This window comes from Cohnella rhizosphaerae, assembly GCF_029525575.1.
Lineage (GTDB): Bacteria > Bacillota > Bacilli > Paenibacillales > Paenibacillaceae > Cohnella > Cohnella rhizosphaerae.
Genome location: NZ_JAPDIA010000008.1, coordinates 297206 through 321078 on the forward strand (window position 1 = coordinate 297206; position 23873 = coordinate 321078).

Annotated in this window: 19 protein-coding genes and 5 pseudogenes; all 24 read left to right on the forward strand. The window is 60.4% G+C overall.

The window, feature by feature from the left end; translation table 11 throughout:
* Positions 1–115: 115 nt before the first annotated feature.
* The 24 genes and pseudogenes from OMP40_RS24690 to OMP40_RS24800 all read left to right on the forward strand — a co-directional run bounded on the left by OMP40_RS24690 (position 116) and on the right by OMP40_RS24800 (position 23792).
* Positions 116–1603: a UDP-N-acetylmuramoyl-L-alanyl-D-glutamate--2,6-diaminopimelate ligase gene (locus OMP40_RS24690; RefSeq protein ID WP_277535375.1), complete on the forward strand. Its 1488-nt coding sequence runs from the start codon at positions 116–118 to the stop codon at positions 1601–1603.
* Entirely contained in the window at positions 1600–3078 is a 1479-nt protein-coding gene (locus tag OMP40_RS24695) for a UDP-N-acetylmuramoyl-tripeptide--D-alanyl-D-alanine ligase (RefSeq protein WP_277535377.1), read from the forward strand. The genes OMP40_RS24690 and OMP40_RS24695 overlap by 4 nt, the downstream gene beginning before the upstream one ends.
* Positions 3078–4049: a phospho-N-acetylmuramoyl-pentapeptide-transferase gene (gene mraY / locus OMP40_RS24700; protein WP_277535378.1), complete on the forward strand. Its 972-nt coding sequence runs from the start codon at positions 3078–3080 to the stop codon at positions 4047–4049. The genes OMP40_RS24695 and mraY overlap by 1 nt, the downstream gene beginning before the upstream one ends.
* A pseudogene (gene murD, locus OMP40_RS24705) lies at positions 4046–5486 on the forward strand (UDP-N-acetylmuramoyl-L-alanine--D-glutamate ligase). Before mraY ends, murD begins: the two are co-directional and overlap by 4 nt.
* Before the next feature lie 46 nt (positions 5487–5532).
* Positions 5533–6632, forward strand: a pseudogene (gene spoVE, locus OMP40_RS24710) (stage V sporulation protein E).
* Positions 6633–6636: 4 nt separating this feature from the next.
* Positions 6637–7755, forward strand: coding sequence for an undecaprenyldiphospho-muramoylpentapeptide beta-N-acetylglucosaminyltransferase (murG, locus tag OMP40_RS24715; protein WP_277535379.1), 1119 nt, complete (start codon positions 6637–6639; stop codon positions 7753–7755).
* 180 nt (positions 7756–7935) lie between these two features.
* A pseudogene (murB, locus tag OMP40_RS24720) lies at positions 7936–8842 on the forward strand (UDP-N-acetylmuramate dehydrogenase).
* 17 nt (positions 8843–8859) lie between these two features.
* The gene (gene murA / locus OMP40_RS24725) at positions 8860–10119 is read left to right on the forward strand and encodes a UDP-N-acetylglucosamine 1-carboxyvinyltransferase (RefSeq protein WP_277535382.1); all 1260 of its coding nucleotides are present in this window, start codon (positions 8860–8862) and stop codon (positions 10117–10119) included.
* A gap of 174 nt (positions 10120–10293) precedes the next feature.
* Positions 10294–11052: a cell division protein FtsQ/DivIB gene (locus OMP40_RS24730; protein WP_277535384.1), complete on the forward strand. Its 759-nt coding sequence runs from the start codon at positions 10294–10296 to the stop codon at positions 11050–11052.
* 317 nt (positions 11053–11369) lie between these two features.
* Positions 11370–12617: a cell division protein FtsA gene (ftsA, locus tag OMP40_RS24735; protein ID WP_277535386.1), complete on the forward strand. Its 1248-nt coding sequence runs from the start codon at positions 11370–11372 to the stop codon at positions 12615–12617.
* Positions 12618–12665: 48 nt separating this feature from the next.
* On the forward strand, positions 12666–13799 hold the full coding sequence (ftsZ, locus tag OMP40_RS24740) for a cell division protein FtsZ (protein WP_277535388.1): 1134 nt from the start codon (positions 12666–12668) through the stop codon (positions 13797–13799).
* 607 nt (positions 13800–14406) lie between these two features.
* Positions 14407–15303 (forward strand): HD-GYP domain-containing protein, encoded by an 897-nt coding sequence (locus OMP40_RS24745; protein ID WP_277535392.1) that lies wholly within the window; start codon positions 14407–14409, stop codon positions 15301–15303.
* Between the two features lie 342 nt (positions 15304–15645).
* Positions 15646–15816: pseudogene (locus OMP40_RS42240) on the forward strand (transposase); the annotation flags it as partial.
* A 78-nt stretch (positions 15817–15894) separates the two neighbouring features.
* Positions 15895–16509 (forward strand): hypothetical protein, encoded by a 615-nt coding sequence (locus tag OMP40_RS24750; protein WP_277535394.1) that lies wholly within the window; start codon positions 15895–15897, stop codon positions 16507–16509.
* A gap of 436 nt (positions 16510–16945) precedes the next feature.
* A complete protein-coding gene (locus tag OMP40_RS24755; protein ID WP_277535395.1) occupies positions 16946–17920 on the forward strand; it encodes a sigma-E processing peptidase SpoIIGA in 975 nt (324 codons plus the stop codon).
* A gap of 15 nt (positions 17921–17935) precedes the next feature.
* Positions 17936–18658: an RNA polymerase sporulation sigma factor SigE gene (sigE, locus tag OMP40_RS24760; protein ID WP_090115204.1), complete on the forward strand. Its 723-nt coding sequence runs from the start codon at positions 17936–17938 to the stop codon at positions 18656–18658.
* A gap of 87 nt (positions 18659–18745) precedes the next feature.
* Positions 18746–19528 (forward strand): RNA polymerase sporulation sigma factor SigG, encoded by a 783-nt coding sequence (gene sigG, locus OMP40_RS24765; protein ID WP_090115206.1) that lies wholly within the window; start codon positions 18746–18748, stop codon positions 19526–19528.
* 189 nt (positions 19529–19717) lie between these two features.
* Positions 19718–19993, forward strand: a complete 276-nt coding sequence (locus OMP40_RS24770; RefSeq protein WP_090115208.1) for a YlmC/YmxH family sporulation protein — start codon at positions 19718–19720, stop codon at positions 19991–19993.
* Positions 19994–20048: 55 nt separating this feature from the next.
* Positions 20049–20888 carry a peptidoglycan editing factor PgeF gene (gene pgeF, locus OMP40_RS24775; RefSeq protein WP_277535397.1) on the forward strand — a complete coding sequence of 280 codons (840 nt, stop codon included), beginning with the start codon at positions 20049–20051 and terminating at the stop codon, positions 20886–20888.
* 15 nt (positions 20889–20903) lie between these two features.
* Positions 20904–21599, forward strand: a complete 696-nt coding sequence (locus OMP40_RS24780) for a YggS family pyridoxal phosphate-dependent enzyme (protein ID WP_277538015.1) — start codon at positions 20904–20906, stop codon at positions 21597–21599.
* Positions 21600–21612: 13 nt separating this feature from the next.
* Positions 21613–22071 carry a cell division protein SepF gene (locus tag OMP40_RS24785; RefSeq protein ID WP_277538016.1) on the forward strand — a complete coding sequence of 153 codons (459 nt, stop codon included), beginning with the start codon at positions 21613–21615 and terminating at the stop codon, positions 22069–22071.
* Between the two features lie 8 nt (positions 22072–22079).
* Positions 22080–22373 carry a YggT family protein gene (locus OMP40_RS24790; RefSeq protein ID WP_277535399.1) on the forward strand — a complete coding sequence of 98 codons (294 nt, stop codon included), beginning with the start codon at positions 22080–22082 and terminating at the stop codon, positions 22371–22373.
* Positions 22374–22393: 20 nt separating this feature from the next.
* A complete protein-coding gene (locus tag OMP40_RS24795; RefSeq protein WP_277535403.1) occupies positions 22394–23179 on the forward strand; it encodes a YlmH family RNA-binding protein in 786 nt (261 codons plus the stop codon).
* Between the two features lie 99 nt (positions 23180–23278).
* Positions 23279–23792: pseudogene (locus OMP40_RS24800) on the forward strand (DivIVA domain-containing protein).
* Positions 23793–23873: the final 81 nt, after the last annotated feature.

Here is a 23873-nt window from a genome sequence, read left to right on the forward strand (position 1 = left end):
CTTGTTTGAAAAGTCGTCCTGGCGGATAATGTACGCATAGGAAAATCAAACGGTTTTCATTTCCGATCAACGCAAAAATAGTCATTTTGCTGGAGTCCAAGGAGCTGAACGAGCGATGCAATTGAATGATTTAGCCAAGGAACTGCTGCTGCATCGGATCGTCGGCGACGGCGGCGTCGCGATTCTGGGAATCGAGGCGGATTCGAGAGCGGTGAAGGCGGGCCAGCTGTTTTTCTGCCTGCCGGGCCATACCGTCGACGGCCACGACTTCGCGCCGCAGGCGCTTGCGCGCGGCGCGGCGGCGCTCGTCGTATCGCGGGAACTGCCGCTGCCCGCGCCGCAGCTGATCGTGCCCGACGTGAGAAGGGCGCTCGCCGTGCTGGCCGACAGCTGGTACGGACATCCTTCGCGCAAGCTTCGACCGATCGGCGTGACCGGCACGAACGGGAAAACGACGACGACCTACTTGATCGAGCGCATGCTGAGCGATGCCGGCATAGCGCCCGGCGTCATCGGCACGATCGAAGCGAGATACGCCGGCGCGAGCTATCCGATGTCGGGGACGACGCCGGACATTTTGCCGCTGCAGCGTCTGCTGGGCGACATGGCGGACGCGGGCACGGAGCGGGCGGTCATGGAGGTCAGCTCGCACGCGCTGGAGCAGGGCAGGACGTGGGGAACCCGCTTCCGGACGGCGATCTTTACGAACCTGACGCAGGATCATCTCGATTATCACGGGACGATGGAGGCGTACGCCGATGCGAAAGGGCTGTTTTTTTCGAGGCTCGGCAACGATTACGGCGCCAGTCTCGAGGAACGCGCATACGCCGTTCTGAACGCGGACGACCCCGTCTCGGCGAAGTTCGCGAAGCTTACCGCGGCCGAAGTCGTCACTTACGGCATCGAGCGGGATGCGGCCGTGCGCGCGCGGAACGTGCGCATCTCGTCCCGGGGCACATCGTTCGACGTCGAGACGTTTCGGGGCGCCAAAAGCGTGCAACTGCGCATGGTCGGCAAGTTCAACGTGTACAACGCGCTCGCTTCGCTCGCCGCCGCGCTGTGCGAAGGCATCGGGCTTGACGCCGCGGTGGCGAGCCTGGAGGCGGTGCCCGGCGTTCCCGGGCGCGTCGAAGCCGTGGACGAGGGGCAGCCTTACGCGGTCGTCGTCGATTATGCGCATACGCCCGACGGCCTGGACAACGTGCTGCGCGCGGTGCGCGAGATCGCGGAGGGACGGGTCATCTGCGTGTTCGGCTGCGGCGGCGACAGGGACAGGACGAAGCGCCCGATCATGGGCAAGATCGCGGCCGCGCTTGCGGACGTCCTGCTCGTGACGAGCGACAATCCGCGTTCGGAGGATCCGCTGGCGATCCTGCGGGATATCGAAGCCGGACTGAAGGAAGACGCGGTCGACCCTGGCCGCTACGAGCTCGAGCCCGACCGCGGCGCGGCGATCCATAAAGCGGTTGAAATGGCCGGCCCCGGGGATGTAGTATTGATAGCGGGAAAAGGGCATGAGACCTACCAAATTATCGGCGGCGTGACGCACGACTTCGACGATCGGCTGACGGCGCGCGACGCGATAAGGAGCACGATGCTGTGATAAGAGCGACGCTTAGCGAAGTGGCCGCGTGGTGCGGCGCCGAGCTTCAAGGAACGCCGGCGGGCGCGGAGCCGGATATTGCCGGCGTATCGATCGATTCGCGTTCGATCGGGGCCGGTCAACTGTTCGTGCCGATCGCGGGCGAACGATTCGACGGACACGACTACATAGAGACGGCAGCGAGCGCCGGCGCTGCGGCCGCGCTTTGGCAGCGCGGCCGCGCGCTGCCGTCGGAGACCGGGCTGCCGCTGCTGCTCGTCGACGATACGCTCGCCGCCCTGCAGCGGCTGGCCGCATCGTACCTGGCGAGCTGGAAGCCGAAGGTCGTCGGCGTTACCGGCAGCAACGGCAAGACGACGACCAAGGACTTGATCTTTTCGGCGCTCGCCACCGTCTACCGGACGGCGAAAACCGAAGGCAATTTTAACAATCATATCGGATTGCCGCTGACGATCCTCCGGGCGGACCGCGATACGGAGGTTCTCGTGCTGGAAATGGGGATGAGCGCCTTCGGCGAGATCTCGCTGCTCTCCCGCATCGCAAGGCCCGACATCGCCGTCATCACGAACATCGGCGAGTCCCATCTGGAGCATCTCGGCTCGCGGCGCGGCATCGCGCAGGCGAAGCTGGAGATCGCCGAGGGGCTGAAGGACGGCGGAACTTTGATTTACAACGGCGACGAGCCGCTGCTTCGCGAAGAGCTTGCGGCGCTCGCGCTGCCGCCGGGCGCGCTCGGGACGATTACGTTCGGCGAATCCGAGGCATGCGATTTGCGCGCCCTCGATATCGCGACGGACGCCGAATGCGCGACGTTTATCGCTTCGAGGGGCGTCGATGCGGACGCGCCGGACGGCGACGCAGGCGCGCCCGGCTCGACTGATCGCGAGGGCGAAGCGCTGGCTGCCCGCTTTGCCGTGCCGATTCCCGGCCGGCACAACGCGGTCAACGCGCTGGCGGCGATCGCGGTCGCGCGCCGGCTCGGCGTCGCCGACGCGGACATCGCGCGCGGGCTGGCCGAAGCGAAGCTGACGGGCATGCGCATCGAGCGGGTCCAAGCGAAGAACGGCGCGCTCGTCCTGAACGACGCGTACAATGCGAGCCCGGCTTCCGTGCGCGCGGCGATCGCGCTCGTCGCGCAGCTGCGGGGCTACCGCCGCAAATGGCTCGTGCTCGGCGACATGCTCGAGCTGGGCCCGGACGAGGCGGCGTACCACGCCGCCATCGGGCGGGAGCTGTCGCGGGGCCAGGCCGACGGCTTGCTGGCCTACGGGCCGCGGTCCGCCCATACGGCCGAAGCCGCATCGCAGGCGATGCCGTCCGGCACAGTAAGGCATTTCACAGACAAAAACGAGCTGGCCGATGCGCTGCTGACGCTCGTGGAGCCGGACGATCTCGTGTTGGTCAAAGCTTCGCGCGGCATGCGTCTCGAAGAGATCGTGCGGCGCCTGGCTGCAGGGAAGGAGGAAGGACGCTGATGGACTACGCCTCTACGCTTTGGACGCTCGGCGTCTCCTTCCTGCTCGCCGTGCTGCTCGGCCCGCTCTGCATCCCGATGCTTCGCCGGCTGAAATTCGGGCAGCAGGTGCGGGACGACGGACCGCAGTCCCATCTGAAAAAAAGCGGCACGCCGACGATGGGCGGCATCATCATCCTGCTCGCGATGACCGTCGCTTTTCTGAAGTTCTCGGATCGCGGCTGGCCGTTCTGGGCGCTGCTCGTGGCGAGCCTCGGCTTCGGCCTCGTCGGCTTTCTGGACGATTTCATCAAGATCGCCCTGAAGCGCTCGCTGGGTCTAACGGCCATGCAGAAGCTTTTCGGACAGCTCGTCGTTTCCGTCGCCTTCTGCTTCATCATCTACCGGATGGATCTCAGCACCGCGGTCGCGGTGCCCGGGACGGATTGGTCGCTCGACCTCGGCTGGGCGTACTACATACTGGTCGTCGTTATTTTTTTCGCGGCCACGAACGCGGTGAACTTCACCGACGGCCTTGACGGCCTGCTGTCGGGGACAAGCGCGCTCGCGTTCGGCGCGTTCGCCATCGTGGCGCTTGAGGCGACGCAGCAGCAATCGGCGATTTTCTCGGCGGCCGTCGTCGGCGCCGTGCTCGGCTTCCTCGTGTACAATGCGCATCCGGCCAAGGTGTTCATGGGCGATTCGGGCTCCCTCGGACTTGGCGGCGGCATCGGCGCGGTCGCGATTCTGACCAAGACCGAGCTGCTGCTCATCGTCATCGGCGGCGTGTTCGTGCTCGAGATGCTGTCGGTCATTATTCAAGTGGGGTCGTTTAAGACGCGCGGTAAAAGGGTATTCAAGATGAGTCCCATCCATCATCACTTCGAGCTCACGGGTTGGTCCGAGTGGCGCGTCGTGATGACCTTTTGGCTGGCGGGGCTCGTTTTCGCCGCGATCGGTCTGATTCTGTATAAGGGGATTGGGAACCTATGATGCCACTGGCGAATTACCGCGGCCGCAAGGTCGTCGTGCTGGGCCTCGCCCGCAGCGGCGCCGCGGCCGCGAAGCTGTTCCATCAGGCGGGCAGCGTCGTGACCGCGAACGATCGCAAAGAGAGGGAAGCCTGTCCCGAAGCCTCGGAGCTTGAGGCTTTGGGCATTTCTGTTGTTTGCGGCGGCCATCCGGACGACCTGGTGACGCCGGATACGGCGCTTGTCGTGAAAAATCCGGGCATTCCGTACACGGCCGCGCCGATCCGGCAAGCCGAGGCGCTTGGCGTCGAGGTCGTGACCGAGGTCGAAGTGGCGGGGCAGCTGTCTCCGGCGCCCATCGTCGGCATCACCGGCTCCAACGGGAAAACGACGACGACGACGTGGACCGGAGCGCTTCTGGAAGCGGCCGGTCTCTCGCCGATCGTGGCGGGCAACATCGGACGTCCGCTCGTCGACGCGGCGCAGGAGATCGGTCCCGGCGGTTGGCTCGTGGCCGAGCTGTCCAGCTTCCAGCTTAAAGGAACGACCGACTTTCATCCGCGGATCGCTTGTCTGCTGAACCTGGCCGAGACGCATCTGGACTATCACGGCACGATGGAAGACTACGTCGCTTCCAAGGCGAAGCTGTTCGCCAATCTGAGCGACGGGGATACGGCCATTTTTAACGCGGACGACGCCGTCTGCGCGGAGATCGGTCAAGCTTCGGCCGGACGCCATTGGCCGTTCTCGCTGACGAAGCGGCTTGAAGTCGGCGTATCGGTCGAGCCTCCTTTTCCGGCTAATGCGGAGGACGAAGCGGGAGCGAACACCTCCGCTCCGCGTTGGATCGTCGCCCGCGACGGCAGCGGCGCGGAGAAGCGGATCGTTCCCGTCGGCCGGCTCGGCATTCCGGGCCGGCACAATTGCGCCAACGCGCTCGCGGCGGTCGCGATCGCGCTGGCGGCAGGCGCCGAGCCCTCGGCGCTGCGGGAGCCGCTGGAAGGATTCATGGGCGTCGAGCATCGCCTGGAATTCGTCGGAACCTTCCGCGAAGCGCGCTATTACAACGATTCCAAAGCGACCAACCCGACGGCGACGATCATGTCGGTATCCTCGCTGCCCGCGCCGCTCATCCTGATCGCGGGCGGGCTCGACCGGGGCTCCGACTATCGCGAGCTGATACCGCTGTTCCGCGATCGCGTCAAGGGCGTCGTCGCGCTCGGGGGAGACGCGCGAAAAGATTCGCAAAGTCGCGGAAGAAGCCGGTTTAACGAGCGTCGCTGTCGTCGAACCTGTAGAGGATGCCGCCGAGACGCTGAACAGAGCCGTGCTGGAAGCCGCCGCCATGGCGGAGCCGGGAGATATCGTGCTGCTTTCGCCCGCGTGCGCAAGCTGGGACATGTTCCCTTCCTACGAGGTGAGGGGGCGCATTTTTAAGCAATCGGCGCATACGCTGTAAGAAGGGGGGCTCGTCCCCACTTCTTCGTTTGGCGAGGTGTCCGGTTATGGCCAAGGTCCGCAAGGCCCCCGATATTTGGATGATCGCGGCGACGCTCGGCATTTTGGCGGTCGGCATCGTGATGGTATACAGCGCGAGCGCGGTAGCCGCATTCCACGATTACGGAGACAAGTTTTATTACGTGAAGCGGCAGCTGCTATTCGCTGCGCTCGGCATTTTCATGATGTTCGTCACGATGAACGTGGACTACAGCCGCTTGCGGCGCTGGGCGCTGCCCGGATTGCTGCTGTGCTTCGGCCTGCTGCTGCTCGTGCTCGTGCCGGGCGTCGGCGTCGTGCGCGGCGGCGCGCGCAGCTGGCTCGGCATCGGCAGCTTCGGCATCCAGCCTTCGGAGTTCATGAAGCTGGCGATGATTTTGTTCCTCGCCCGGTTTCTTGCCGAACGGCAGCAAAAGCTCGTGTCGTTCACGAGAGGGCTTCTGCCGCCGCTCGGCATTTTGCTCGGCGCGTTCGGGCTGATCATGCTGCAGCCCGATCTCGGCACGGGCGCCGTCATGATCGGCGCCGCGCTGCTCGTCATTTACGCGGCCGGGGCCCGAATCGGGCATCTGGGGGGGACTCGCGCTGCTCGGCGTCGTCGGCCTCGTCGGCCTGATCGCCGCCGCGCCCTACCGGCTCCAGCGGATCACGGCGTTCCTCGATCCGTGGCAGGACCCGCTCGGCGCGGGCTATCAATCGATCCAGTCGCTTTATGCGATCGGGCCGGGGGGCCTCGTCGGACTCGGCCTCGGCATGAGCCGCCAGAAATACAATTATTTGCCCGAGCCGCAAACGGACTTTATTTTCTCCATTTTGGCCGAGGAGCTTGGCTTTATCGGGGGGCAGTCTCCTGCTCGTGCTGTTCCTGCTGCTCATCTGGCGCGGCATGCGGACGGCGATCGCCATCGACGACCCGTTCGGCAGCTTCCTGGCGGCGGGCATCGTGGGCATCATCGCCGTCCAGGTGCTGATCAACATCGGCGTCGTCATCGGACTCATGCCCGTGACGGGCATTACGCTGCCGCTCGTCAGCTATGGCGGCTCGTCGCTGACGCTGCTGCTTACGGCGCTCGGCATTTTACTTAACTTATCCAGATTTGCGAGGTGACGCTATGCGTATCGTGTTGACAGGCGGCGGTACCGGCGGCCATATTTATCCCGCGCTCGCCATCGGCCGCGAAGCCGAGCGGCGCGATCCGGGCAGCGAGCTGCTGTACATCGGCACGAAGCGGGGGCTCGAGAGCCGGATCGTGCCAGAGCGGGGCGTGCGCTTCGAGAGCATCGACATTACCGGCATCCGAAGATCGCTGTCCCTGGAAAACATTCGCACGGCCCTGCGGTTCGTCCGCGGGGTGCGGCGCGCCAAATCGCTGCTGCGGGAATTCAGGCCCGACGCGGTCGTCGGCACAGGCGGCTACGTATGCGGGCCTGTCGTCTATGCGGCGGCCAAGCTCGGCATCCCGACGCTGCTGCACGAGCAAAACGTCGTTCCCGGTCTGACGAACAAGTTTTTAAGCCGCTATGCGGATGCGGTCGCCGTCAGTTTCGCCGACTCCAAGCCGCATTTCGCCAGAGTCAAAAGCGTAGAATACGCCGGCAATCCTTGCGCCACGGCGATTCTCGGGGGAGACCCGATGCGCGGCTACGAATCGCTCGGTCTTGCGCCGGGCACGCGGTTCGTGCTCGTCGTCGGCGGCAGCAGGGGCGCGCAGACGCTGAACCGAGCGGCCGCCGAAGCCGCGGCCAAGCTGGGCGGTCTGCCGGACGTGCACTTTGTGTTCGCTGCCGGAGAGCGGTATTATGAGGAACTGAAGGCGGAGCTCGGCCGAATCAAGGATCCGTCGGTCGCGAGCAGGCTCCATGTCAGGCCGTACATAAGCAATATGGCGGAAGTGCTCGCGGCGACGTCGCTCGTCGTCGGACGCGCCGGCGCGTCGTTTATCGCCGAGTTCGCCGCGCTCGGCGTGCCGGCGGTTTATGTCCCTTCGCCGAACGTGACGAACAATCATCAGCAGGCGAACGCCGAGAGCGTCGTCCGCGTCGGCGGCGGCATGATGATTCTGGAGCGGGATCTCACCGGCGCCAAGTTATTCGAGACGGTCGCAGGCATCATGGGCGACGAAACACGCCGCGTCAAGATGGCGGAAGCGGCCAAGTCTATCGGCATGCCCGAAGCGGCCGGCGTTATATTCGAGCAATTGCAGCGTATCGTCCGCAGCTCGCGGGCTTAATCAGCTTAATAGGACTGCGGGACCGCCGCTGAAGCGTGCGGCATCCACGGCGACTGGGCGATTGTCACCATGCCGGGCGGCGCGACATACGATAGGGTGTGGTCGCGGCTGTCCGCAATGATGAACCAGACGCCCGCGCTTAACCCGCAGCTCCTTAGATTGAATTGGAGGAGATATTGGATGGAGCAGTTGATCGCGGACCTGGAACGGTCGTATTCGGGGGGTCGTTAAGCAAGCCGAGCCGCTGGCGCCCTACACGACGTGGAAAATCGGCGGGCCCGCCGACCTGTTCCTCGTGCCGGCCGACGCGGAGCAGCTGGCATCGGCCATCGCCGCGCTGAGCCGGCACGGCGTCCCCTGGACCGTTCTCGGACGCGGCTCCAACACGCTCGTCTCCGACCGCGGCGTCCGCGGCGCCGTGATCAAGCTTGGCGAAGGGTTCGACCGGTTGCGGTTCGAGGGCAACCTCGCGATCGCAGGCGCATCGTATTCGTTCATCAAGCTGTCGGTCATGGCGGGAAAGGAAGGGCTGACCGGGCTGGAATACGCCGGCGGCATTCCCGGAACCGTAGGCGGAGCGGTGTATATGAACGCCGGGGCGCATCATTCGGACGTTTCGCGCATCTTAAAGTCGGCCGACATCGTCTGGGAAGACGGTTCGAAGGGGACGTACGGCAACGAGGAACTTCGCTTCGGCTACCGTCATTCGATTTTGCACGAAAAAAGGGGCATCGTCACCGAGGCGGTGTTCGCCCTGGCGCCTGGAGATCGCAAGGAGATCGCCGCCATGCTGGCTTCCTACAAGGACCGAAGACTGCGCACGCAGCCGCTGCAGCTGGCCTGCGCGGGCAGCGTCTTCCGCAATCCGGACGGAGACCACGCCGCGCGATTGATCGAAGCCGCGGGACTGAAGGGCGCAAGGGAGGGCGGAGCCGTCGTGTCGGAGCTGCACGCCAACTTCATCGTCAACGAGGACCATGCGACGGCCGAAGACGTGCTCGCCTTGATGGAACGCGTGAGACGGACCGTGAACGAACGGTTCGGCATTTTACTCGCACCCGAGGTGCTCCTGATGGGCGAGCGGTAATTCCGGAGGTGAATTCCTTGGACAAACTGGTGATTGAAGGCGGCAAACCGCTTTCGGGCACCATCCGCATCCATGGAGCCAAGAACGCCGCCCTGCCGATCCTGGCCGCGACGCTGCTCGCCCGGGAGCCGGTAACTCTTCGCAACATTCCGAAGCTGCTGGATATCGAAGTCATGCTGGACATCATGCGGGATCTTGGCTGTGCCGTGCTCCGCCGCGGGGACGTCGTAACGATCGACGGCACCGTCGCGGACTCGTCGCACGTACCGGAACGTTTGATGCGCTTGATGCGTTCCTCCGTATTTTTGATGGGCCCGTTGCTGGCCCGTTTCGGCGAAGTGCAGGTTTACCAGCCGGGAGGCTGCGCGATCGGCGAACGCAAGATCGACCTCCATCTTCGCGGCCTGGCCGCGCTTGGCGCGAAGATCGAAGAGACGGGCAGCCGTATCGTATGCAAGGCCGCCCGCTTGACCGGCGCCGAGATCAGCCTGGATTTCCCCAGCGTCGGCGCTACGGAGAACATCATGATGGCCGCCGTCATGGCGGACGGACGCACGACGATCATCGGCGCAGCCCGCGAGCCGGAGATTCAGGATTTGCAGCGATTTCTTAACGCGATCGGCGCCAAGGTCCGGGGCGCGGGCACGGACACGATCACGGTCGACGGCACGGATAACCTTGGCGGCTGCGATTTTCAGATCATTCCCGACCGGATCGTGACGGGCACGGCGATGGTAGCCGCGGCGGCAACCCGCGGCGAGGTCACGCTCGAAGGCGCCGAATCCGCCCATCTGATCTCTCTCATTCACGTCATGCGGCGCGCCGGTGTTCACATCGAGACCGAGGATGGTATAATAAGAGTCGGCGCCAAAGGCCGGCCGCGAGCGGTCGACCGCATCGTCACTTCTCCTTATCCCGCTTTTCCGACTGACATGCAGGCGCAGCTGATGGTGCTGCTGTCGCTGGCGGGCGGGGTCAGCGTCATCAAGGAGACGGTGTTCGAGGGACGCTTTAAGCATGTAGACGAATTATGCCGCATGGGCGCGGACATTCGCATCGACCTGAACTCCGCGATCGTGCGGGGCGTGCCCAGACTCTACGGGACCGCGGTCGAAGCGACGGACCTTCGCGCGGGCGCCGCGCTCGTCATCGCCGGACTTGCCGCGCATGGCAGGACGATCGTCGAGCAGGTTCATCATATCGACCGGGGTTACGACGAGATCGAGCGAATGTTCGCGAGCTTGGGCGGAGATATCTCTCGCGTCTCCGACGGCTAGACCAACGAAGCGACGATCGACCGGGAGGGATAAGCGCTTTTCGCTTATCCGCTTCCGGGCCGGCGGGGAACGGAACTTTCGCTTTCGACCGGCCGCCCGGCGGGCCGCCTTTGCTTTTTCGGATTTGGGACAGGCTATGCGTTTCCGCCGGCTGTCGAGAGGAGTGCGCGCAAGATGATAGAACGAATTCCCGCTTTGCCGCGGGAACGTACGGGGACGAGACGCCGCGGCGGGAAGCTGTTGTGGATCGTCGTTGCCTTGTTCGTCGCGGTATTGATCGTATTGTTTTTCAGATCCTCTCTCTCCCGTATCAGCGTGATCGAGATCCAAGGCCTGTCTTATTTGAAACGGGATCAGGTCGAGGCTCAGCTCGGCGTCGGGATCGGAGACTCTTTTTTTATGCCGGCGTCGGACAAGCTGGCTCAGCGCGTCAAGCGGCTGCCTCAGATCAAGGACGTCCGCGTCGCGAAGCATTTTCCGGGCAAGCTCAAAGTCGCGGTACAAGAATACGAACCCGTGGCGATCGAAATGGACGGCAAGGGCGGCGTCGCCGTCGTGCTGGCGAACGGCATCGGCGCGCAGCCGGCGGCCGGCAGCGCGTTGCCGGCCAAGCCCGTGCTTACGGGCTGGTCGAAGGACGACCCGGAGCGGGCCGCGCTGTGCCGGGCGCTGGGCGGCTTGCCCGCCGGAGGGATCGCAGACTTTTCGGAGATCTCGCCGGACCCATCCAGCGCGTATCCGGACAGGATTCGCATTTTCACGCGCTCCGGCTTCGACGTGCTGACGACCGTCGGCAAGCTTAAGGACAAGATTACGATTCTGGGCGAACTCGTGGAGAACAGGGAGCCGGGAACGGTCGTCCTGCTCGATTCGGACACGTACTCGCCTTATTCGGCACAAACGGACCCGTCCGTCGACGAAGAAGCCCCTTAACTTAAGGAAAAGGACTCTACTCAACCGTGCGGTTTAATGCTAGAATTTTCGTATGCTTTCGCCGAGAGAATGTCGGCGGCGAAGCGGAAATGTTAGCATAATTGCTAGAATGAGGGAACTAAAATTTTTGTTGAAAAAAAGAGGGAAAATCCCGTCTGTGTTGAATAAGTATTGAATGTGTACCGATTTGGCTTCGTTCGGAACCCCTTGAACAACTCCTCATTCCGCAACGGATTTCAATAAGTCGCGACCAAACTAACGAATGGCCGGACGGCCGGATTGCAAAGTTTTGATGTATTTACGGGAGGTGCCACCGGTTGAGCAACAACGACCTCATCGTCAGTCTGGACATCGGAACCTCTAAGGTTCGGGTGATTATCGGAGAAATAAGCAACGGAGCTATCAATATTATCGGCGTAGGATCGGCGGACTCGGACGGCATCCGAAAAGGCGCCATCGTCGATATCGACCAGACGGTCCAGTCCATCCGCAACGCCGTGGACCATGCCGAACGCATGGTCGGCATCACCATCGGCGAAGTGTACGTCGGCATCGCGGGCAACCATATCGCGCTGCAGAGCAACCACGGCGTCGTCGCGGTTTCGAACGAAGACCGGGAGATCGGCGAAGACGATATCGAACGCGTGCTGCAGGCCGCCAAGGTCGTTGCGCTGCCGCCCGAACGGGAGATCATCGGGCTGCTGCCCAAGCAGTTTCTCGTGGACGGACTTGCGGGCATTCAGGATCCGCGCGGCATGATCGGCGTGAGGCTGGAAGTCGAATGCACGATCATTACCGGGACGAAGGCAGCCGTACATAACCTCATGCGCTGCGTCGAGAAAGCCGGCCTGCGCATTTCCGGCATCGTGCTGATGTCGCTTGCGTCCGGCATGATGGCATTAACGAAGGACGAAAAGCAAATGGGGACCGTACTGGCCGACATCGGCGCTGGTTCCACCACGATCGCGGTATTCGAAGGCGGCAGCCTTGCCGCGGTATCGACGCTGCCGATCGGCGGGGACTACGTGACGAGCGATATTTGCTACGGTCTCAAGACGCAGACCGAGCACGCCGAGAAGATCAAGCTGAAGTACGGCTGCGCGCGCCAGGACGAGGCGGCGGAAGATGTCCGCTTCAAGGTGATGCGGGTCGGCAGCAACGTGGAAAAGGAATTTTCCCAGGTTGATCTGGCCAACATCATCGAGCCGCGCATGCAGGAGATTTTCCATATGATCCGTCAAGAGGTCAAGCGCCTTGGGTATCTGGACAAGCTCAACGGTTACGTCCTGACGGGCGGCTCCGTATCTATGCCAAGCGTGCTGTCACTCGCCCAGATCGAGCTCGAAGCAAGCGTGCGGATCGCGGTTCCCGATTTTATCGGGGTGCGGGATCCTTCTTACAGCAGCGGCGTCGGCATGATCCAGTACGTGATGAAGTACGTGCGAACCCGGGGAGCTCCGCCGGCCAAGCGGCCCGCGAAGAGCAAGACGGCCGCGGCCAGCGCGCCGGCCGGCAAGACGGGCGTCATGGAGTGGTTTAAGAATATGTTCAAGGAATTCATATAAGCCGCCACTGACGTGATTCACCAGCGAAGCGAGGAGGAGTATTGAAATATGTTGGAATTTGATTTTGAAATGGAACCGCTCGCGAAAATTAAAGTCATCGGTGTCGGTGGCGGAGGCAGCAACGCAGTTAACCGCATGATCGAAAACGGCGTCAAGGGCGTCGAATTCATTACCGTCAATACCGACGCGCAAGCGCTGCACCTGACCAAGTCCGAGCAAAAGCTGCAGATCGGCGACAAGCTGACGCGAGGCCTCGGAGCGGGCGCGAACCCCGACGTCGGCAAAAAAGCGGCGGAAGAATCCCGCGACGGCATCATGAACACGCTCAAAGGCGCGGACATGGTATTCGTTACGGCCGGCATGGGCGGCGGCACGGGCACCGGCGCAGCGCCGGTCATCGCCGAACTGGCCAAGGAATGCGGCGCGCTGACCGTCGGCGTCGTGACGCGGCCGTTTACGTTCGAAGGCCGCAAGCGCTCCGGACAGGCCGAACTTGGCATTGAAGCGCTCAAGGAAAAAGTCGATACGCTGATCGTCATCCCGAACGACCGGCTCCTGGAGATCGTCGACAAGAAGACGCCGATGATGGAGGCGTTCCGCGAAGCGGACAATGTCCTTCGTCAGGCGGTTCAAGGCATCTCCGACCTGATCGCCGTGCCCGGACTGATCAACCTCGACTTTGCGGACGTCAAGACGATCATGACGGAGCGCGGCTCCGCCCTGATGGGGATCGGCGTCGCCTCCGGCGAGAACCGCGCGATGGACGCGGCGCGCAAGGCGATCATGAGCCCGTTGCTCGAGACGTCGATCGAAGGCGCGCGCGGGATTATCATGAATATTACGGGCGGCTCGAATCTGTCGCTCTTCGAGGTGAACGAAGCGGCGGAAATCGTCATTTCGGCCTCGGATCCCGAAGTGAACATGATCTTCGGCGCCAGCATCGACGACAGCATGAAGGACGATATCAAAGTTACGGTTATTGCGACCGGCTTTGAACACAAGGGACCGGTACGCCGGCCTATGTCCTCTTCATCGCCGCAATCGAATCCGCCTTCCCAGACCGAACATCAGGACAGCCGCGCGAGCGGCCACAACTTGCGTCCGTTCGGCGGCGGCTCGACATCCAGCGAGCAGCTCGACATTCCCGCGTTTTTGCGGAATCGACCGCGCGGCGACCGTTAACATTCGATTGTAATCGATTAGAAGCGGCTTTTAACTGAATAACATCATTTCAAGTCGAGGACCGGCTCAATATGCGGTCTTCTTTTTTTTGGCTCCGCGAAGCAGGTAAACGCCGTTTGCCTGTCGAACTCACAGCACAGCGCGGCAGTATGCGTACAGGAGGCAAATGATGACCAATCCGTATCGTTCCTTTACAACTATGCTGGCATCATTCGTGGTTATCTTCGGAGTGCTTCTTTCCGCGACTACCTTCAGATTTATCTCTCAAGAGCTGATCCATGAGACAAGCGACTCGACGCGCAATGCGGTGATGAAGTATATCGAGGGCCTGCCTGACAGGACAGCGCTCTTCGAGCCATCCGCCTGGGATCGAACTGCCCTCGGGGGGAACCGGGAGCGAAGGGGGGGATCGGATTCTCCTCCGAATCGGATGCAGCGGCGCTTGCGACAGACGTTCGCGCAGCCTTGGATCCTTATGGAATCAGAGAAGTTCGATTCGTAAGTCGCGACGGACGTGTAGGGGTCAGCTACGCCCCCGTTCAAACGGGCAGCGCTTTAACCGGGCGCGAACGAGAGCGATTCGACAGTGCCATGGCTACAGGGGGAGATGCTGAATCGGAAACTGGACGGTGTTCTTAAGCTGTGGATACCGATCTCCTCGGTTGACGGAACTTGGGCAGGCGCTGTCGAAGTATCCAAAGATTGGACTGCGCAGCGTGCGAAAATATTGCATATCAGTTTGACAATCGTCGGTTTGCTGGCGGCCGGCATGACGCTGCTTTTCTTTAGCCTGCGGCATATCTTTTTGCGCTCGTCGCGCGTCATCGCGCGTCAAAACAAAGCGCTTAGCGACATGCTGGAACGCGAGCACCGAACCTATGACGAATCTTTGCAGGCGATGAGCAGCGCGTTGGACAGCAGAGACAACGAGACGCAAGGCCATTCTCTGCGCGTCACCGCCTATGCCTGGCTGCTCGGCAGACAAATGGGCATCGAAGGCGAACAATTGGAGATGCTTTATCGGGGCGCCCTGCTGCACGACGTAGGCAAGATCGGCATCCCCGACGCTATCCTGCGCAAGGAAGGACCGCTGGACGAGATGGAGTGGGCGATCATGCGTACTCACGTCAACATGGGCGTTCGAATGCTGGCGCATATCGAATTTTTAAGACCGGCATTGGATGTCGTCCGCTACCATCATGAGCGATGGGACGGCCTCGGTTACCCAGAAGGTCTGAGCGGCGAACAGATCCCGCTGTGCGCCAGAATTTTCGCCGTCTGCGACACCTACGATGCCATCACGTCCGATCGTCCGTATCGTCCTTCCAAGTCCCATGAGACGGCCATCGAAGAAATAAAGAAATTCGCGGGAACCCAATTTTGCCCTGCGGCGGTGGAGGCGTTCATGCAGTTACCCTCAGATACGCTGGAGCGTGTTCGAGAACTGTCGCAACAAGATATTCAGTTTTTGTCGCTCGAGGAATTGCTTCCCAAAGTCGTTTAAGGCGCGGTAACATGCGCGATCTGCAAGCGTGACGATCGGCCATAGGATGCAGCCTTCGCTAATGGCGAGGGCTTTTTGATTGTTGGCGCGAAAGGAGAGAGGTGAGGGGCATAATACCTCCCTTTTTTCCCTTTATCGACCTTATCCCCTTCGCTCAATCTTGGCAACTCGTTATCCTCTTTTTTGTTGCTTTACGAACCTCATCCCGTTCGCTCAGCATGGAATTGCCGCCTTATCGTCCTTATCCCGTTCGCTCAATTTTTGTTCTGGAAAAGATTGACGCGTTCGTTTCCTTACCATAAAATAAGAACAAACGTTCTATTTTGTGGAGGGGGATGGAAGGTGAATCACTTTACATTTCCTGATGGCTCGTGGGAATCTTGGACAGAAGAGCAATGCATGGAGGCGCTATACCATGCACGTTGGCCGCAGGGGTTCCGCTGCCCGCGCTGTTCGTATGCGCATTGCTCGGTGTTAAGATCCCGCAAGCATCCGTTGTATGTTTGCGCTTCTTGCCGCCATCAGACTTCTCTAACGGCCGGCACCGTTTTCCACGGTACGCGCACACCGCTCAGAATGTGGTTCAGGGCTATGATCTGGCTTGCCGAAGAAGCTACTTCAGTCGCACTTTCCGAAATATTGGGTGTTACTTACAAGACGGCATGGCTCATTGGCCAAAAGCTTCGAGATGCACTGACCCAACAATCGAACGAGCAACTTTTATCAGGGTTGGTGGCCGTAACGGGCGGAATCTATGGTTGGAGGAGAGCCTCCAGCAGTCTCGCTGTACAGCCGACGGATCAGCCCGTAGCTATCGGCGGTACGGTGGAAGGTGGCGAAGACATCCGCGAGATTAAGATGGCGCATCTGAGCAAACGCGAGACCGGAAGCTCACGTTTAATAAGCCGAATGGCGCATATGAAGTTTTCGGACGCTCACGTATCGGACGATGTTAAGGCGGTCAGAGCTTTTCCTTATTTCGGAATGAATAAATTGGCCCCTCTGTCGGCTGTCTTGATGCACACGCTCCACTGGTTGGATCATACGCTCCAGGGCATCGGGCCTAAGCATCTTCAGGCTTATTTAAATCATCAGTCCTTTGTATTCAATATTTCCAGAAAAGCTCAAAAGGTCGTTCCTTATATGCTGCGTTTATGTGCAACCAGAGCGCGGATAACGTATCGCGAGCTAACCTTGACAAGTTAAAGAATCAAGATATTGAGGATTGTATAAATGTGAGCAGCGGTAATGCTAGGCTTTATTGAACGAAGGGGATAAGGTTGCGCATGATATGGATTCGATACGTTGGACATTTCTTCCTCGATGTACGCCCCAGAATACGATTTTAAAATCATAGCAGTTTAACCGGCGTCTGAATGACATTTTACGTCAAAGTGAGCGAAGGGGATAAGGCCGAAAACGCGTCGGAAACCTTATCGCACGACTAGCGTGGGATAATTTTACAGCATCTAAAGGGCTAGTTCAGAACGCTTCCAGCCCGATTCTGCTCGACAAAAAAAACAGCCGAACCTGCGGCGCGTTTAGACAGACACCTCATAGGCGCCATTTTATACTGAGAGCAATCCATTTCGTCAGCGGGACAAACGTAAGCGATGGGTTTGCATGGAAGGGCGTGGCGCGGATGACGGTTTATGTGGACTTGGTCTTTTTGTCCAATCTGACGATCGACGCGTCCATCCTGATGACGACAGCCAAAGTGAGGCATCTTCGGCCGCGCCGAAGACGCCTCGCGCTGTCGGCCAGCGTCGGAGCGGCTTACGCGGCCGCCATGTTCGTGACGTCCGTACCTTATCTGTATTCGTTCGGCGTCAAACTCATGATTTCCGCTTTGATGGTTTTTCTAGCGTTCGGCTACGGTGGTCCCCTCAAGTTCGTCAGGACAATCGGCTCGTTCTACTTGGTGAACTTTGCGACGCTCGGCGCGGTGATCGGCATCTCCTCGCTGGCCAAGTGGTCGGGTTCGCCTTGGAGAGGGATTGCTTTCACGGCCGAGGGGGGGGGGATGGTGCTGTCGTTTGACGTACAGGCCATTTTGCTCGCGGCGACGCTTGCCATGGCGATCTGGTTGTACAGAAGCGAAGCCGAGAGCAGGGAAAGCAGGAAGCGGCTGGAGACGCTCGTCGTCGACGTGAGTATTCGTATCGGGGATCGGGAATGGACGTGCAGAGGACTCGTCGATACGGGCAATCGTCTCTATGACCCGCTGACGCGCATTCCGGTCATGATCCTGGAGGCCTCGCTCTGGCGCGACGAGCTTCCGAAAGGCTGGGCGGACCGTCTGAAGTCCGAGTCCGCGGATCGATTGATCGGCGAGCTGGAGGAAACCGAGGGCGGCTTGCCTTCCTTCAGGGATCGTTACCGTCTCGTGCCTTACCGGGCTGCCGGCGGAAACGCGAAGCTCATGCTGGCCATAAAGCCGGACAGCGTGACGATCGCGGACCCTGCCGGGAACGAGGAACCGTGCGTGCAGCGCAGGGTGCTCGTCGGGCTCGACGGCGGCGCGTTGTCCGCGGAGGGCGCGTATCGCGCAATCGTCCACGCCGATCTGACGCTCGCAAGCGTTGAAGTGCCGGCATCATCAACCCAGACCGCTTAACAGGAGGTTGTGCAAGTGCCCGTTAAATTGAAGTTGATGTATCAGCTGACGTACTATCGCCTGTTGTTCTGGCTGGGCTGGAAAAGCGAAGAGGTGTACTACATCGGCGGCAGCGAAGCGCTGCCGCCGCCCCTGACGCGAGAAGAGGAAGAATATCTGCTCGAACGGCTTCCTTCGGGCGACGCGGCAATCCGCGCGATGCTGATCGAGCGCAATCTTCGATTGGTCGTCTATATCGCCCGCAAGTTCGAGAATACCGGCATCCATATCGAGGATCTCGTATCGATCGGAGCGATCGGATTGATAAAAGCCGTCAATACGTTCGATCCGGAAAAGAAAATCAAGCTTGCCACCTATGCCTCCCGGTGCATCGAAAACGAAATTTTGATGTATCTGCGCCGCAACAGCAAGACCCGGACCGAAGTGTCCTTCGACGAGCCGCTTAATATCGACTGGGACGGCAACGAGCTGCTCCTGTCCGACGTGCTCGGCACGGAAAACGATACGATCTATCGCAATATCGAAGAGCAGGTGGATCGCAAGCTGCTGCACAAGGCGCTCGACAAGCTCGCCGACCGCGAACGCACGATCATGGAGCTTCGGTTCGGCCTGGCCGACGGCGAAGAAAAGACGCAAAAAGACGTTGCCGATCTGCTCGGCATTTCGCAATCTTACATTTCCAGGTTAGAAAAAAGAATTATCAAACGTCTTCGCAAGGAGTTCAATAAGATGGTTTGATCGGCGGCCATTCGACAGGAGTTCGGAATAAAAAAGCCCATCCCAGGAGATACTTTACAGTAATGCTGCTCCCGGGAGGGAAACAACTTGACCCGCAACAAAGTGGAGATTTGTGGAGTGGACACCTCGAAGCTGCCCGTCCTCACCAACGCCGAAATGAGGGAACTGTTCCTAGCTCTGCAAACCCGCGGTGAACTCGAAGCCCGGGAAAAACTCGTCAACGGCAACCTGCGCCTCGTGCTCAGCGTCATCCAGCGGTTCAACAATCGCGGCGAATACGTGGACGATCTGTTCCAGGTCGGATGCATCGGCCTGATGAAAGCCATCGACAATTTCGATCTAGGTCAAAACGTCCGTTTTTCCACCTATGCCGTGCCTATGATTATCGGAGAGATCCGCAGATACTTGAGGGACAACAACCCGATCCGCGTATCCCGAAGCCTGCGCGACATTGCCTACAAAGCGTTGCAGGTCCGCGACCAACTGACGAACCGTCATTCCCGCGAACCGACGATACTGGAAATATCGCAAGTGCTCGGCGTTCCCAAAGAAGATATCGTGTTCGCCCTGGACGCGATTCAGGACCCCGTATCGCTCTTCGAACCGATCTATCACGACGGGGGGGACCCGATCTACGTGATGGATCAGATCAGCGACGAACGCAACAAGGACATTCAATGGATCGAGGAGATCGCGCTCAGGGAAGCGATGCGCAAGCTGAACGACCGGGAGAAAATGATCTTGTCCATGCGATTCTTCGAAGGCAAGACGCAAATGGAAGTGGCCGACGAGATCGGCATCTCGCAGGCGCAGGTGTCCCGGCTTGAAAAGTCGGCGATCCAGCAAATGCAAAAGCACGTCAAAACTTGATCGTAAGCCTGAAGCGGCTTGCGGGACCGGAGGCGACTCCGGTCTTTTTTGACGTTTTCGCACGACCGCCCGAAGCTAGGGCTTATCGGTCAACATTTCCGGGCATGGCTCATATATTGAGTTATGGGCGGTTGACCGGGTCCAGCGATCTTATTCGTCCGGGGCCGCGGAAAGCGGGGGTGTACCGGCATGAAAATATCCGATTTTCAGGCGAAGGACGTTATTAATATCGTGGACGGCAAAAAGTTGGGCCATGTGGCGGATCTGGAGCTGGATCTGCGGCAAGGGCGAATCGACGCGATCGTCGTGCCGGTCGGCGGCCGCGTGCTCGGTATTTTCGGCGGCGGCGAGGACGTGGTCATTCCCTGGCGAAGCATCGTCAAGATCGGTACCGACGTCGTGCTGGTCCGGTTGGAGGAAGCCAGGCCCTATAAGAGCATCGAGGCCGAAAACGGCGGACGCTGACGAATATCGCCTCCGCGGCCGCACTGTGTTAAACTTGTTGCGGAGGTGGAGCCTTATGGAACCGTTCGCATATCGGACCGCAGCATCGGAATCCGAGCGCCGAGCGCCCGGACTTTTAAATATGGCGCCTTGGTCGCGATTCGAAGGCTTGACCGCCGGGTTCTCCACGCGGTTGGGCGGCGGCAGCCTGCCGCCGCGAGACGGCTTGAACACGGCGCTTCACGTAGGCGACGACGAAAAGGCGGTCATTGCCAACCGCCGCGCGATCGCGGAGGCGCTGGGGTGGCCGTTCGAAGCTTGGACGTGCGCCGAGCAAGTGCACGGCAGCCGCGTCGTCCGGGTGACGGACGAGGAGCGGGGCATGGGCGGGCTGTCCCGCGAGAGCGCGATACAGGACGCGGATGCGCTGATTACGGACGAGCCGGACATTTTACTTGCGATGTACTTCGCGGACTGTGTTCCTTTATATTTTTACGATCCCGAACATGGCGCTCTCGGCCTCGCGCATGCAGGCTGGAAGGGAACGGCAGCCGACGTCGCGAAGGAGACGATTCGCGCGATGCGCGATGCGTTCGGCACTGCGCCTTCGGATTTGTACGCGTCGATCGGACCCGCGATCGGCGTCTGCTGTTTCGAAGTCGACGATATCGTCAAGAACCGCGTATTGGTGGACGTGCCTGAGGACGCGCGCTTCCACGTTCCGTCTTCCGAAGGCAAATATCGGCTAAACTTGAAAGAAATCAACAAGCATCTTATGATTAAAGCAGGAATATTGCCGAGCCGCATCGAAATGTCTGGGTGGTGCACCAGCTGCAGCACGGATTTGTTTTTCTCCCATCGCAAGGAACGGGGGCAAACCGGGCGAATGATGAGCTGGCTGGGTAAGAAGAAATAGAGGTGAATGCCGCCGATGGCGTTGGAGCAGCGGCTCATGGACGTAGAACGCCGCATTGCGGAAGCTTGCGCGCGGTGCGGCCGGGATCCGGGAAGCGTGAACGTCGTAGCCGTGACAAAGTACGTATCCGCGGCCGCGGCCAAGCGCGCGGTCGAAGCGGGGATGCGCCATATCGGCGAAAACCGCTGGCCCGCGGCGGAGGAAAAGTGGCGCTTGCTCGAGGGACGGGCCGTTTTTCACTATATCGGTTCGCTCCAGAGCAGAAAAGTCAAGGACGTGATCGGCAAGTTCGACTACGTTCATTCTCTGGATCGCTTGTCGCTTGCCGAAGAGGTTCATAAGCGCGCCGAAGCGCTCGGCATCCGGGTGCCCTGTTTCCTCCAGGTGAACGTCTCCGGAGAGGATTCCAAGCACGGACTGGCGCCCGAAGCGGTTCCCGCGTTCGTCTCCTCGCTCGGCAAGCTGCCGGGCATTCGGCCGGTCGGCCTGATGACGATGGCGCCGATCGTGGACGACGCCGAAGAAGCAAGGCCCGTATTCGCCGGTTTGCGCAAGCTGCTGGAGGAGATCAACGGCATGTCGTTGTCGGACGAGCCTTTGACGGAGCTGTCGATGGGGATGTCCGGCGATTTTGAAGTCGCGATCGAAGAAGGCGCCACTTGGGTGCGTCTGGGCAGCGTTCTGGTCGGGCACGAAGAGAACGACGGATAACGGAGGGATCATGATGGGCGTGGTGAACAAGTTTTTGAACTATCTCGGCCTTCAGGACGAACAAGAGCGGGAACGGGAGCGCGAAGAGCCGATGGGGTACGAAGATGAGCCGGAAGTTGAAACCTCAGCCTTCGAGCCGCGTAAACCTACGGGAAAGAATAATATCGTCAGCATCCATTCGCAGAAAAACGTTCGGGTCATCTTGACGGAGCCGCGGACGTACGACAACGAAGCGCAGGAGATCGCGGACCATCTCAAATCCAGGCGGTCCGTCGTCGTGAATCTGCAGCGGGTGCGCCGGGATCAGGCGATCCGGATGGTGGACTTCCTGAGCGGCACGGTTTACGCGCTCGGCGGTCATATTTCCAAGCTCGGTCCGAACATTTTCCTGTGTACGCCCGACTCGGTCGAGATTACGGGGACGATCTCGGAGATGCTCGCGGAGGATGCCGATTATACTAAAATGAGGTGACAGCAGCATTGACGGCTTTAGATCAGGTCATTAGCTATCTTTACAGTTTGCAGCTCATTTACAGCTGGCTTATTCTAATTTACGTGCTGATGTCCTGGCTGCCTAACGTGAGGCAGAGCTACATCGGCGAGCTGCTGGGCAAGATCGTAGAGCCTTATCTGAAGCCTTTTCGCAGAATCATTCCGCCGATCGGCGGCGTGCTGGACATTTCGCCGATCATCGCGTGGTACGCGCTTCGATTTTTGATGAGAGGCCTCGAAGAGGTCATCCGCTTCGTCGCCGGACTGTTCGGCGTGTCCTAAACGGAAAGGATCGAACCAGCATGAGCAAGAGCGACATTTACGCACACTTCCTTCCTGAAGAAAAGTCCTTCGTGGACCGCGCCTGGGAGTGGGTCGAGCGGGCCGCCGAGCAGCATGAGCTCCGGCGCACCGATTTTCTCGACCCGCGCCAGGCGCATATTTTGTATGCGCTGGCGAACCGGCACCCGGACGCCGCGATTCGCCTCGAAGGCGGCTATGACGGCGCGGAGCGGGTCCGGGCGCTCATCGCGCCGGACTATCGCCCGCTCGAGGACGAGGATGCGGGCATCGCCGTGCTCGATATCGCGAGCGACGATCGTCGCCAATCGGAGCTGGACCACGGCGACTATCTCGGCGCGCTGCTCGGGCTTGGGATCAAGCGCGAGAAAATCGGCGACATCCATGTCCGGGAGGACGGCTGCCACGTGCTGATCGTCAGCGAGATCGGCGACTTTTTGCGCGCTCATCTGAGGCAGGTGCACCGGATCGAGACGACGGCGTCGGTGCTGCCGCTCGAACGGCTTCAAGCCGTTCCGGTGAAGCTCGAGGAAAGCGCGATCTCCGTCGCCTCGATGCGGCTCGACGGGATCGCGAGCGACGTGCTGCGCGTCAGCCGCGCGAAGATCATGGATCCGATCCGCGCGGGGCGCTGCCGGGTCAACTTCAAAACGGTCGAGGATCCGTCCGCGCAGCTGCGCGAAGGCGACATCGTGTCGTTCAAAGGATTCGGGAGATTCCGCGTGATTGCGGCCGAAGGAGTCTCGAAAAGCGGAAGGATTCGTCTGCGCATCGGCAAATATGTGTAGAAACAAGCAGGAATTCCGCGCCTTGCGTCGAATCTGCCTTACATAGCGATCTTGCGACCTGTCGCCAATCAAGTACATGACGCACGGGAGGTACGGCCAATGCCATTGACCCCATTGGATATTCATAACAAGGAATTCGGCCGCAGATTGCGCGGCTACGACGAAGACGAAGTGAACGAGTTCCTCGACCAGATCATCAAGGACTACGAAGCGATGATCCGCGACAACAAAGAGCTCCAGAACCAAATCACGGGACTTCAGGAGCGGCTCGGCCACTTCGCGAACATCGAGGAGACGCTGAGCAAGACGATCATCGTCGCGCAGGAAGCGGCCGACGAAGTGAAGAACAACGCCAAAAAAGGAAGCTCAGCTGATCGTTAAGGAAGCGGAGAAAAACGCCGACCGCATCATCAACGAGTCGCTCTCGAAGTCGCGCAAATACGCGCTCGAAGTGGAAGAGCTGAAGAAGCAAGCGGCGATCTACCGGGCGCGCTTCCGCACGCTCGTCGAGACGCAGCTCGACCTGCTTACGCAGGACGGATGGGAAAAGCTCGAGCCGCCGGAATCCCGCGCGCGGGACAACGAGTCCCGGGTGCGCGAGATCGTCGAATAATCGGACGCGAACCGCGGCCAGGATAGGCGAACGCCGATTTGACAAATCGGCTTCTTCGCCGTATAAATGGGTTATACGCGT

What these genes read in the sequence shown, in the direction of transcription:
- OMP40_RS24690 (WP_277535375.1), top strand. Translation starts at nt 116, where the DNA reads ATGCAATTGAATGATTTAGCCAAGGAACTGCTGCTGCATCGGATCGTC.
- mraY (WP_277535378.1), top strand. Translation starts at nt 3,078, where the DNA reads ATGGACTACGCCTCTACGCTTTGGACGCTCGGCGTCTCCTTCCTGCTC.
- murG (WP_277535379.1), top strand. Translation starts at nt 6,637, where the DNA reads ATGCGTATCGTGTTGACAGGCGGCGGTACCGGCGGCCATATTTATCCC.
- OMP40_RS24730 (WP_277535384.1), top strand. Translation starts at nt 10,294, where the DNA reads ATGATAGAACGAATTCCCGCTTTGCCGCGGGAACGTACGGGGACGAGA.
- ftsZ (WP_277535388.1), top strand. Translation starts at nt 12,666, where the DNA reads ATGTTGGAATTTGATTTTGAAATGGAACCGCTCGCGAAAATTAAAGTC.
- OMP40_RS24745 (WP_277535392.1), top strand. Translation starts at nt 14,407, where the DNA reads ATGCTGAATCGGAAACTGGACGGTGTTCTTAAGCTGTGGATACCGATC.
- OMP40_RS24750 (WP_277535394.1), top strand. Translation starts at nt 15,895, where the DNA reads ATGATCTGGCTTGCCGAAGAAGCTACTTCAGTCGCACTTTCCGAAATA.
- OMP40_RS24755 (WP_277535395.1), top strand. Translation starts at nt 16,946, where the DNA reads ATGACGGTTTATGTGGACTTGGTCTTTTTGTCCAATCTGACGATCGAC.
- OMP40_RS24770 (WP_090115208.1), top strand. Translation starts at nt 19,718, where the DNA reads ATGAAAATATCCGATTTTCAGGCGAAGGACGTTATTAATATCGTGGAC.
- pgeF (WP_277535397.1), top strand. Translation starts at nt 20,049, where the DNA reads ATGGAACCGTTCGCATATCGGACCGCAGCATCGGAATCCGAGCGCCGA.
- OMP40_RS24780 (WP_277538015.1), top strand. Translation starts at nt 20,904, where the DNA reads ATGGCGTTGGAGCAGCGGCTCATGGACGTAGAACGCCGCATTGCGGAA.
- OMP40_RS24785 (WP_277538016.1), top strand. Translation starts at nt 21,613, where the DNA reads ATGGGCGTGGTGAACAAGTTTTTGAACTATCTCGGCCTTCAGGACGAA.
- OMP40_RS24795 (WP_277535403.1), top strand. Translation starts at nt 22,394, where the DNA reads ATGAGCAAGAGCGACATTTACGCACACTTCCTTCCTGAAGAAAAGTCC.